Here is an 11,933-nt window from a genome sequence, read left to right on the forward strand (position 1 = left end):
ATTCAAATAATAGACAATATGAAAAACAAATTTCATTTAATGTTAGCAGTATTCTTACTGCTAGCAGTGCAATCATTTGCACAGCAAAAGAAAGTAACAGGTACGGTTACGGATGATTCTGGACCATTACCAGGAGTTAGTGTCATCATCAAAGGATCCTCTACTGGAACCGAAACAGATTTTGATGGTAACTATACCATCCAGGCGAGTACTGGTGATGTATTGGTATTTAGTTTTGTAGGAATGGCAACTACAGAAAAAAAAGTTGGAAGTGCTAGTACTATTAATTTAGTAATGAAATCAGACAACTTGTTAGATGAAGTAATTGTAACGGCTTATGGTACATCTACCAAAGAAGCATTTACAGGCTCAGCTGACGTTTTAAGTTCTAAAGATTTAGAATTAAGAGCTGTAACCTCTCCAATTGCTGCAATTGAAGGTAATGCCACAGGTGTTCAGTTCACTTCTGCTTCAGGACAACCAGGTTCCACTCCAGGAATTGTTATTCGTGGTGTAGGTACCTTAAATGGTGGTTCTACTGCTCCTCTTTATATCGTGGACGGTATTCAATTTGAAGGTGGTTTAGCTAGTTTAAACCAAAATGATATTGAGTCTCTTACAATTTTAAAAGATGCTGCATCTACCTCTTTATATGGGTCTAGAGCTGCAAATGGTGTGGTTATTATTAAAACCAAGAGTGGAAGAAAAAATGCGGCAACTACTGTAAACTTCTCAACTCAATATGGTATCGTAACCAAAGGAATTGACGAGTATGAAGCTGTAGGTCCAGGTCAGTATTATGAATTGATGTGGGAGTCTTACAAAAATGCTCTTGGAGGTCCAGGTAATGAAGCTGAAGCTTCTGAAAAAATATACAACCGTTTAGGATACAATCCTTTTAATGTGGCTAACGATCAAATTGTTGGAACAGACGGTAAATTAAACCCAAGTGCACAAGTTATTTATCAAGGTTTAGATTGGTATAACGAATTAGAAAGAACAGGTAGTAGAGTAAATCACTCATTAGATATTTCAGGTGGTGGTGAAAATCATCAAGTATTCTTTTCAGCTTCTTATCTTGAAGAAGATGGTTATGTTATTGAAAGTGATTACGACCGTTTAACAACAAGACTAAGTGCTGATTTTACACCTACCAAATGGTTAACAGTTGGTGGAAGTATGAACTTAGCAATTACAGATTCTCATGGACCAACAGGTGCGGGTACTTCAAGTATCGTTAACCCTTTTTCATGGGCAAAAGATTTAGGATCTATCTACCCTGTTTATATTGTTGATTTAAATGGTAACATCGTTTTAGACGAAGCTGGTAACCCTAGATATGATTTAGGTGAAGGTTATTCTGAGTATAATATTCAGACGAGACCAGATAATCCTGGACGTCACGGTATTGCTGAAGCAATTTACAATGAAGAACAAACCAAAATAAATAATATTGGATTTAGATATTTTGCTGAATTTACGTTGGCAAAAGGATTAAAAGCCAGATTAGATTATGGTAGAGATATTCAAGACTATATCAATAAGAGTTATGAAAATGAAGTTGTTGGTGATGGTGCTCCTACAGGTAGATATGGTGAAAGAAGATTTCGTAGAAATACAGAAAACTTTACACAATTATTGACATACAATAATTCTTTTAATGATGTACATAACGTGGACATTACTTTAGGTCATGAAAGTTTTAATAGACAATATTCTGAAAATAATGGACTTGCAAATACACAAACTGCAACAGGTATTTATGAATTTGATAACTTTTCAGTGGTAAGTAGTTTAGGTGGCTATAGTTCAGATAAAACACTTGAAGGTTATTTTGCAAGATTAAACTATAACTATGACAATCGTTATTATATTAGTGGATCTGTAAGAAGAGATGGTAGTTCAGTTTTTAGCACTGATTCAAGATGGGGTACATTTTACTCAATTGGAGCTTCTTGGAGAATTGATCAAGAAAGTTTCATGGAGGATGTGAGTTTTGTCAATAGATTAAAACTACGTGGATCATACGGTGAAGTAGGAAATGACGATTTAGGTAGTTTCTATATTTCACAAGCACTTACCACATTGTATTCCAATGCTGGTGCACCTGCTGTTTACTTCTCTAGTTTAGGAAACGAAAGTTTACAATGGGAAACAAGTGAAAGTTATGATGTTGCCTTGGAATTTGGATTTTTAGAAAATCGTATTGAAGGATCATTAGAGTATTATAAGAAAACTTCTAGTGATTTATTATACAACTTACCAATACCAACTTCAGATTCTGGTTTAAATGAAGCTCCTTTTAACATTGGAGACATGTATAATTCAGGTGTAGAATTAGGAGTTACTGGACATTTTTTCAAAAACAAAGATTTCAAATGGGACTTAACCGTTATGGCATCTACATTGAAAAATGAAATTACTTTTTTACCGGACCCATTTGTTACGGGATCAAAAAGATGGGAATCAGGACGTTCACGTTATGATTACTTTATCTATGATTTTGCAGGTGTAGACTCTTCGAATGGAGATGCCTTGTATAATATGTACGAAGCAAATGATGATGGAGATCAAGTAGCTGTATTGAATGCAGATGGCACTCAAGCTACAACTAATGATTATCAAGATGCTGGTAAAGCCTACGTAAATGAATCTTCAATTCCAGATTTAATTGGTTCTGTTTCTAATCGTTTTAGCTATAAAGGATTTTCATTAGACGTATTATTTGTATATGGTTTAGGAGGTAAAATTCTTGATTATGGTTATGCGGCTATGATGCATGAGGGAGATTATGGTTCTTCTTTACATCCAGATGCCTTAAATGCATGGAGACAACCAGGTGACGTTACTGATGTTCCTAGATTAGAAAATGGTGCTAACAATCAATCACAATCATTATCTACTAGATTTTTAACAGATGCTTCTTATTTAGCGTTGAGAAATGTTAATTTATCATATACTTTAAATAACGATTTATCTGATAAATTAGGTGTTAATAATTTACGCCTATTTATTTCTGGAGAAAATATGTTCATTAACACAAAGAGAACAGGATTAAATCCTCAATATAGCTTAGCAGGTACTCCATCTGGTAATGACTATAATCCATCGAGTGTTTTATCTTTTGGTATAAACGTTTCTTTTTAATAAGATATAATAACAATATAAAAACAACAATTATGTTACGAAAAAAACACTTACTAATACTCGCAATTACTATGATAGTATTTACGGGTTGTAATGACGATTTTCTGGAAAATGCTCCGACAAATGCAATTGCTGCAGCGGATGCGTTATCTAGTCCAGAAAATATGGATCTTTTATTAAATGGGTTACATAGACAAATGTATGCTCAAAGCCCTTTACCAGGTACTGAATCTTCAAGATCAGGACAAAGTCACTTTATACCATCTTTTGATGCAATGGGTGGTGGTATGATTCACTCATCTCCTGGAAATGGTTGGATGAGATCTGATGCACAATGGTTAATCCATACAAATGCAAGTAGCACTACTGTTGATAATCAATGGTATGAACGTTATCACTTTATTGGTACTGCCAATGCTATTATAAATAAAGTAGCAGAAGGAGGTTCTACAATAACCCCTGCCTTAAATAATATTCTTGGACAAGCACATGCTTATAGAGCTTGGGCTTATCACCAATTAATAATTACTTTCGCGAAGGGTTATATTATTGGCAACCCGTCATCTGACTTAGGAGTACCTTTAGTTTTAGATTCTGGAGCACCCTTTGATAGTGCCCCTCGTTCTAGTGTAGAAGCTGTTTACAGTCAAATTGAAAAAGATCTTGATCAGGCAATTACTTATTTCCAAGATGCATCATCTCCTGATAACAAATCTAACCTATCTATTAATATGGCTTATGGTGTTAAATCAAGAGTAGCTTTATCTAAAGGAGATTGGCAAACCGCTTCAGATGCAGCAGTTGCAGCTCGTGAAGGCTTCCCATTATTAGACGAAAGTGATTGGTTATCTGGATTCAACACTATTGATTTATCAGAAGTTATTTGGGGTGGACATGTAATTGATACTGAAACAAATTACTTTCAGTCTTATTTTTACTATATCTGTTCAACTTTTAACGGAAGTCAAAATAGAACAAATCCTAAAATTATCAATAAAGAAGTTTATGATAATATTCCAGCTACAGATTACCGTAAAAAAGCATGGTTACCACTAGCTCCTAACACGAACTCTAGTGCATCAAACGGACAAGGTGGTAGTTCAGATTCTGATCCAAATTATGATAACGATGATGATTTTTGGGATGCATGGTCTGATATTATTTCAACTTATGGTATGACTACTGGACATAATACACATCCGTATATGTCAATGAAGTTTTTACAAAAAAACCCAGGTACAATTGATCCTGATGACGTAATTTATATGCGTTCATCTGAAATGGTATTAAATGAGGCTGAAGCACAAGCGATGTTAAATAATATTTCTGATGCTCAAGATGCTCTTGCATTATTAGGTGAAGCAAGAGATAGTGCTTTTGACAAAACCATTTATGATACGCAAGATAAATTAATGGAAGAAATCAAATTTCAAAGACAAGTTGAACTATGGGGTGAAGGATTTAGTTTTCATGACCATATTCGTTGGGACGATGCTTTAGATCATACAACCTCAGGAGCTTCTGAAGTACTTTACGGTGCTGGTTTTATGCAAGACAAACCTTCTGTAAATGACGATTGGATTTGGAAAATTCCTCAATCAGAAATTGATTCAAACGAATTTATTAGTGAAGCTGAACAAAACTAATAAATTGTTAGAAATAAAAATAGAGTCATTTTAGCAAGTTTGTTTTCTATTATCAATTAAAATGACTAAAACCCTGAAGCCCACTCTTCAGGGTTTTGCTTTTTAATGAAATAATTAGTATCTTTTTGAAATGGACAAAAACAAAGTTTTAACAACAGTAGCAATTTTATTGATAGTATTAGGATTAGCAATGCTTTACATTGGTGGTTTTTATGCACCAAAAGTAATGTTGCCTCCAATTATTACTGGAGTTGGTTTCTTTTTGATTGCCTGGGCATTAAATGCATTAAAGGAAAAGTCATAACCACAAACAATCCAAAGCATCTGTTATTAGATGAAATAACAGTCCCACAGCAATTATTCGAGTCTTTTTGAGGAATAGCATTCCGAAGTAAAAAATAGCGGCAAAATAACTATGTAAAGGATGAAAATTAATACTGCATCTGTTGGGGTCGAATATTGGCGTAGCTAATAAATGGTCAAAGTCAATGAGCATTGTCAAAATCATAATTAACCATGCTTTTTTCCATATCGATGGAAACAAAACATAAGCTATTATTCCAGGAAAGAGAAAATGCAGCCCATAATGGAGTAACGTTCTAACAAGCTCTAAATCCATTCAACGCCTTGGTTTTCTAGATAATTAATAGCGTTTGGACCTTCCATAAACAAGAGATCTAAAATACTAAGGTTCGCAATAAAACCATGCTTGTCAGAAAACACTTGGGTATATTCAGACAGCTTATAACTTCTATTGGATTTTGCATCAGCCAAAAAGCGAAAATCAACTTCCGTAGGATACTCTTTATGGAACTCGATTGATCTATCCATTACTATTTCTAAAGGTAAGTTGTCAAAAATAAATTGTTGACAATCTAAATTCAAATCGAGTAAATATTTACGTTTTTTTAAGAGTAAATCAATTAATTCATCTTCATAAAACTCATAAAAAGGCGAAGATTTATACGCCGAAGCCATTGCTTTTATATGTTGCTGTTGCCAACTCGTACTATTATCTAACAAAACGTCTTTTGTTCTTTGCTTACTATTAGCTTGCAAAATTGGAATGTTAAGTAATTGCTTACCGTTAGCTCCATAAATATAACATCGCGTTCTATAGGTTTGCTTTTGATAATTATCTTCAACCTCAAAAGTAGCACTCCTACTATTTGCTAACGCCGTAAAGTGAATAATTGGAGAAAAATATGTTGGGTACAGTAGCAAGGTTTTATAATTTTTTATAAACGACCGATATTATTAAAAAGATCGTCATAGTTTTTTAATCGTGTCATTACAATCCCGAAGCGTCGGGAGAGTAATCTTTTAAATTAAACTCTAATTCATAAGATTCTTCACTACCCTATACTTCATTCTGAATGACAAAAACAAGAATATCACTCCGAATGCCGCCACTTAATTATAGTACCAACTAAAAACTGTGAACTGGAAACCGCCTACTTGTTATCTTTCCTTTTCTTTCTTACAAAATCAAAAACGAACCATAAGACTAATAGACCAATAAACCATTTAAAATAAGAAACTGGTTTTCCATCACCGCCAACCGTTGTAAAAAAACGTTCCCAACGTGGGCTCATACCTTCCCAGCTCATCCAAATAAGCACAGGTTTACCAACCACATGGTCAAAAGGTACATACCCCCATCTACGAGCATCTAAAGAGTTTTGTCTGTTATCACCCATCATCCAATAATAGTCTTGTCTAAAGGTGTAACTGTCTGCATCTTTACCATTAATAAGAATTTCATCGCCATTTACAATCAAATCGTTATGCTCATATTCACTAATCAACCTCTTATAAAAAGGCAGACTCTCTTTGGTCAATTTAACCGTTTCCCCTTTTTTAGGTATATAAATAGGTCCAAAATTATCCGTATTCCAACCTAACGAAGGTACTTGAGGAAATACACCTCCATCTCTTCCTTTCGGCTGCATTGTTTTCGTTATGCTCTTTACTATCGGGTTTTTTGCCAATAATGCAGCTTCATCATCTGTTAAGGTTAAATAATAATTTCCATCCTGCATCCTACCTCCTTCTCTAACATTATATCTATTTGCTAATGCTGCTGGGCTAATAGCTTCTCCTCCAGTATTTACGTTAAAGTTATACTGAATTTTGGCTCTATCGTTATAGGTTGTACGTTTTCCATTGATATAAATATAACCATCACGAATCTCTAAAGAATCTCCAGCAATAGCAACACATCGCTTAACAAGATTCGTTTTTTTGTCAATAGGTTTGTAGTAATTTCTGTCTGGATAAAAGTCATTCATATCCAACAAGGTATCTGCTGGCTGATTAAATACGACAATATCATTTCGTTTTATTTTTTGAAACCCTGGCAATCGCATATAAGGCAATTGTAATTTATTTTTCCACGAAGTATCTTTCTTATCAATACGATCATCAAATAAATATGATTTACTTTTAGTTTTAGGGATTGTATCATGTACCATAGGTAAAGCTACCGTAGTCATTGGCACTCTTGCTCCGTAATGAAATTTACTAACAAAAAGAAAGTCACCAATTAAAAGTGTTTTTTCCAATGATGAGGAAGGAATTGTATAGGGTTGCATTACATAGGTATGTACTAACGTAGCTGCTATGATGGCAAAAACAATAGAGCTTATCCATTCACCTGCCACAGTTCTTGGTTTTAAACTTCTGTCATCAATATATTCGACATCTACCACGTAATTCACGTAGAAAATATAAAGCCCCAATGTTAAAATAACTAAAACCGTATCTAATCTTGAATTTTTACCAAAACTTCTAATGGTCTCTACCCATATTACAGGAAACATTAATAAATTAACAATAGGAATAAATAACAAAATTATCCACCACCATGGGCGATTGATAATTTTCATTAAAATTACAGCATTGTAAACGGGTATTGCCGCTTCCCAAGCCTGTCTCCCTGCTTTAATATATAATTTCCAAGTTCCTAAAAAATGGATTACTTGTAAAATTAGAAAAAATATAAACCATTGTGTAAATGTCATATTTGCTACTTTTTATTTTGAACTATTATTTTTCTTAAATTCCTAAAACATCTTTCATGGTAAAAACACCTTTTTTGTCTTTTAACCATTCTGCAGCTATCACTGCACCCAAAGCAAAACCGTCTCTATTTTTGGCGGTATGTGTAATTTCAATTTCATCAACTTCAGAGGTGTACGAAGTTACATGAGTACCGGGTACATTTTCTATTCGTTTAGAAATTATTGGTATCGTTTTTTCGTCCTCTGTTACATCCAAACTCCATTTTTCTTTACTGGTTTGCTCTATTATTCCTTCTGCAAGAGTAATTGCCGTTCCGCTTGGAGCGTCTAATTTTTGTGTATGATGGGTTTCTTCTAAACTTACTTCATAAGCATCAAACTTACTCATAAGCTTCGCTAGTTGCTTGTTCAATTCAAAAAACAAATTAACACCTAAGCTATAATTTGAGGCATAAATAAAAGCTCCATTATTTGTTTTACAATTTGCTACAGCTTCATCATATTTATCCAACCAACCCGTTGTACCTGAAACAATTGGAATGCTATTTTTAAAGCATAAATTTATATTGTTAAATGCCTCTTTTGGAATACTAAAATCAATGGCTACATCAGCAGAGCTTAAATCATAATCTGTAGTGTCAAAATCTATTTTAGCAACAATTGTGTGCCCCCTTTCTAAGGCTATTCTTTCGATAGTTTTACCCATCTTACCATATCCGAATAATGCGATGTTCATGTTGCTAAATTAAAAATTAAAACTGATTGTAGCTCCAAATCCCGTTTGATTTGTTGTTGGCATAGTAAAAATTGTAGGGTTAAACGAAATATTAGTATTTAATGCATTGTCAGGTAAGTGTGCATCTACATTCGCTTCAATAATATTTAGGATATACAAACCTATTGTAATAAAAAGCGATAAATCTCTATTTTTCTTATAAAAAGTTTGAGCCGTTTGTAAACTTGTTTGCGTTAATTCAACGTTATCTCCTGTACCATCAAACTCGTGCTCTCTACCTGCAAGTTTAGCTTTAAAAGCTTCCCTATATCTATTGTACTTATTATTATTATCTACATAAAAATAAACGCCAGTACCAACTGCTCCCCAAACTATGGGAGCTTTCCAATACTTCTTATTATAAATTTGACCTAAGCCAGGCAAAACAGCAGAATAGAAAGCTGCTTTTGATGGAGCCAAAATATTAATTTCATCGGCTATAAAAGTGGTATCTATTTTGGTAACTTTTAAATCTGAAGGAACTTCTTGTGCATAAATAGTTGCAAAAGAGCATAAAAAAATAATACTATAGACCCACCATTTAAACATCTATTTTAATAATTTTTTAATGCGATTAAAGTCTTCTTGAGAACTAAAAGGAATTTCAATTTTGCCTTTATTTTCACCAGAAAGCTTAATTTTCACTTTATTACCTACAAAATCACTAATCTCTCTTGTACTTTGCTTTATGTATTCTGGAACCGTTTTACTAGGGGTTACATTAACTTTTTCAACGGAACCTCCATTACGAACACTCTTTACTAATTGTTCTGTTTGCCGTACAGATAGATTGTTTTTGATAATTTTTTCATAAATATCTAACTGTTTCGCAAAATTATCAACACTAATTAAAGCTCTACCATGTCCCATTGATAAAAACCCATCTCGCATTCCTGTTTGGATGATTGGATCTAACTTTAACAATCTCAAATAGTTAGTAACTGTTGATCTGTCTTTACCCACGCGTTTACTCAGCTCTTCTTGAGTTAAATTAATCTCTTCGATTAAACGCTGGTACGATAAGGCAACCTCGATAGGATCAAGATCTTTTCGCTGAATGTTTTCAACCAATGCCATTTCTAGCATCTCTTGATCATTAGCCAATCTTATATATGCAGGAATGGTTTTTGAACCAATAAGCTTTGACGCTCTAAAACGTCGTTCACCAGAAACCAATTGGAATCTGTTGCCATCTAATTTACGAACTGTTATTGGCTGTATTACACCAAGTTCTTTAATTGAATTTCCTAATTCCCTTAAATCATCTTCATTAAAATAGGTTCTCGGTTGAAAAGGGTTTACTTCAATAGAAACCAAATCAATTTCAACAATACTTCCTACTAATTTATCAGCATTTTTATCTCCTACAGAGCGAATATCTTCAATAGGATCTTTTAACAATGCAGATAAACCTCTTCCTAATGCTTGCTTTTTTACAGCTTTAGCCATTCTTGTTCTTTTTTAAAATTTCATGTGCTAAGTTAATATAATTTACCGCACCTTTACTCGTAGCATCATATGCTATTATGCTTTCACCATAACTTGGAGCTTCGCCTAAGCGTATATTTCGTTGAATTATAGTTTTAAAAACCATATTTTGAAAATGCTTTTTCACTTCAGCCACCACTTGATTAGATAATCGTAAACGAGAATCGTACATCGTTAGCAATAACCCTTCAATATCTAAATCTGGATTGTGAACTTTCTGAACACTTTTTATAGTATTTAATAATTTCCCTAACCCCTCAAGAGCATAATATTCACATTGAATTGGAATAATCACAGAGTCTGCTGCCGTTAAGGCATTTAGGGTTATTAAACCCAAAGAAGGAGCACAATCTATTAAAATATAATCATAATCACCCTTTACTTCTTGTATTGCTTGTCTCAGCATATACTCGCGTTGCTCTTTATCAACCAATTCTAATTCAATAGCCACCAAATCTATATGAGATGGAATAATATCTACATTCGGTGAATTGGTAGGCACAATAGCATCTTTAATATTAATAGAATGCTCTAACAATTGATACGTACCATTACTTACCTCGTCAACATCTATACCTAAACCTGAAGTTGCATTAGCTTGCGGATCAGCGTCTATTAACAAAACTTTGTTTTCTAAAACGCCTAAAGCAGCAGCTAGATTAACTGTTGTGGTTGTTTTACCAACACCACCTTTTTGATTTGCAACGGCTATAATTTTCCCCATTAAACTCGTTAAATTTTAGGCCATAAAAATACAACTATTTATGACTTATTGAAATGAAGTTGTAAACAAAACATAAAAAAAACTGCCTTAATATTGTTTCCAATCTCTAAGGCAGTCCTTTGTGCTGTTAATAAGTTTAATATCGTTTTAGCGTAATTATTTTCTTAATTCAATTTACGCAGTTTTAAGTATATATCATCTAAGCCGTACAATTTCCTATTCGCAAGTAATAAAGTTGGTGTTATTAATTCATTATTTTCAAGTGAATTTATGGCCTTTGCCACTAGTTCTGAACAATACATTTCACTATCATCATCACTATTAAAATCTAAGTCAAACGGTGTCCTTTTTTTATAATGATATTTGACAAATTCGGCAATCTTAACAGTATCAAGTTGTTCTAATCTATAAAAATCAAAAATCGCTATTTCTTTTAAAAATGACTCTAAAACTTCTTTTTTAACCCTCCCAACCCCTGTCAACTCACTTGCTTCTGCATGATAAACATAAGTAATACCATCTTCAATACTAATAACTCCAACATGAGAGTATTTTTTCTCCTTGGATGCGTAACTTCTAAAAATATCAGAAAAATAGCCATTACCTAACCGCAATACGATATCTCCCGATTTTAATTCATTTTTTAGTATAACGTTTGGATGTTCTTCTTTATTTTTATTATCTACTATACAACTACAAAATAGAAAAGGTAGAATTAAAAAAAACCTACTTTTTAGTATCCATATGAACCAACCATTTACCATCTAATTCAACCAATTCAATTGTTTCTTCTTTTTCTATTTTCCCCTCTCCTACATGAGCAATAAAGGTAACCCATGCCTTTTTACCGACAATAGAATCTTTAATAATTTCAACTTCTAAATCAGGTTCTATTGAAGTATTACTTCCGAGTGACATTGCAAAATCTAACATTTTCCCGGTAGGTTCTGTTGCATATTTTTTAGCTTCTTCCAACTTTCCGTGAGCCATATTTTCTAAAAAATTCTTTGTTGCATTACCTGGGCCTGATGACGAACAGGCGATTAATAAAAATAAGAAGGAAATGGAAATAATCTTTTTCATAGTTTTGTTTTTTAAGCTGTTGTAAATGATATTATTATTATTATTAA

Annotated in this window: 12 protein-coding genes; 3 read left to right on the plus strand and 9 right to left on the minus strand. The window is 33.3% G+C overall.

Annotation, left to right across the window (positions count from 1 at the left end; translation table 11 throughout):
* Positions 1–18 precede the first annotated feature (18 nt).
* The 3 genes from JBL43_RS00925 (at position 19) to JBL43_RS00935 (ending at position 5,097) form a co-directional block, all read left to right on the plus strand.
* Positions 19–3,147: a SusC/RagA family TonB-linked outer membrane protein gene (locus JBL43_RS00925; protein ID WP_198839617.1), complete on the plus strand. Its 3,129-nt coding sequence runs from the start codon at positions 19–21 to the stop codon at positions 3,145–3,147.
* Between the two features lie 32 nt (positions 3,148–3,179).
* Positions 3,180–4,793, plus strand: a complete 1,614-nt coding sequence (locus tag JBL43_RS00930; protein ID WP_198839618.1) for a RagB/SusD family nutrient uptake outer membrane protein — start codon at positions 3,180–3,182, stop codon at positions 4,791–4,793.
* A gap of 130 nt (positions 4,794–4,923) precedes the next feature.
* Complete coding sequence (locus JBL43_RS00935) at positions 4,924–5,097, plus strand: hypothetical protein (RefSeq protein ID WP_198839619.1); 174 nt, start codon at positions 4,924–4,926, stop codon at positions 5,095–5,097.
* On the opposite strand, the gene JBL43_RS20190 is transcribed toward JBL43_RS00935, so the two are convergent.
* From JBL43_RS20190 to JBL43_RS00975, 9 genes are all read right to left on the minus strand, one after another.
* Positions 5,092–5,412: a DUF6122 family protein gene (locus JBL43_RS20190; RefSeq protein WP_233098646.1), complete on the minus strand. Its 321-nt coding sequence runs from the start codon at positions 5,410–5,412 to the stop codon at positions 5,092–5,094. The two genes, JBL43_RS00935 and JBL43_RS20190, sit on opposite strands and share 6 nt — an antisense overlap.
* Positions 5,403–6,017 carry a WbqC family protein gene (locus tag JBL43_RS00940; protein WP_233098647.1) on the minus strand — a complete coding sequence of 205 codons (615 nt, stop codon included), beginning with the start codon at positions 6,015–6,017 and terminating at the stop codon, positions 5,403–5,405. The genes JBL43_RS20190 and JBL43_RS00940 overlap by 10 nt, the downstream gene beginning before the upstream one ends.
* Positions 6,018–6,247: 230 nt before the next feature.
* Positions 6,248–7,816, minus strand: a complete 1,569-nt coding sequence (gene lepB, locus JBL43_RS00945; protein WP_198839620.1) for a signal peptidase I — start codon at positions 7,814–7,816, stop codon at positions 6,248–6,250.
* A 34-nt stretch (positions 7,817–7,850) separates the two neighbouring features.
* Complete coding sequence (gene dapB, locus JBL43_RS00950; protein WP_198839621.1) at positions 7,851–8,552, minus strand: 4-hydroxy-tetrahydrodipicolinate reductase; 702 nt, start codon at positions 8,550–8,552, stop codon at positions 7,851–7,853.
* Between the two features lie 9 nt (positions 8,553–8,561).
* Positions 8,562–9,140, minus strand: a complete 579-nt coding sequence (locus JBL43_RS00955) for a DUF5683 domain-containing protein (RefSeq protein ID WP_198839622.1) — start codon at positions 9,138–9,140, stop codon at positions 8,562–8,564.
* Positions 9,141–10,040 (minus strand): ParB/RepB/Spo0J family partition protein, encoded by a 900-nt coding sequence (locus JBL43_RS00960; RefSeq protein WP_198839623.1) that lies wholly within the window; start codon positions 10,038–10,040, stop codon positions 9,141–9,143. It lies immediately after the preceding gene.
* Positions 10,033–10,803 carry a ParA family protein gene (locus JBL43_RS00965; protein WP_198839624.1) on the minus strand — a complete coding sequence of 257 codons (771 nt, stop codon included), beginning with the start codon at positions 10,801–10,803 and terminating at the stop codon, positions 10,033–10,035. The genes JBL43_RS00960 and JBL43_RS00965 overlap by 8 nt, the downstream gene beginning before the upstream one ends.
* A gap of 164 nt (positions 10,804–10,967) precedes the next feature.
* Positions 10,968–11,567: a YiiX/YebB-like N1pC/P60 family cysteine hydrolase gene (locus tag JBL43_RS00970; RefSeq protein WP_198839625.1), complete on the minus strand. Its 600-nt coding sequence runs from the start codon at positions 11,565–11,567 to the stop codon at positions 10,968–10,970.
* On the minus strand, positions 11,530–11,886 hold the full coding sequence (locus tag JBL43_RS00975; protein WP_198839626.1) for a DUF4878 domain-containing protein: 357 nt from the start codon (positions 11,884–11,886) through the stop codon (positions 11,530–11,532). The genes JBL43_RS00970 and JBL43_RS00975 overlap by 38 nt, the downstream gene beginning before the upstream one ends.
* Positions 11,887–11,933 lie beyond the last annotated feature (47 nt).

The organism is Aureibaculum flavum, assembly GCF_016406085.1.
Taxonomy (GTDB): Bacteria; Bacteroidota; Bacteroidia; order Flavobacteriales; family Flavobacteriaceae; genus Aureibaculum; species Aureibaculum flavum.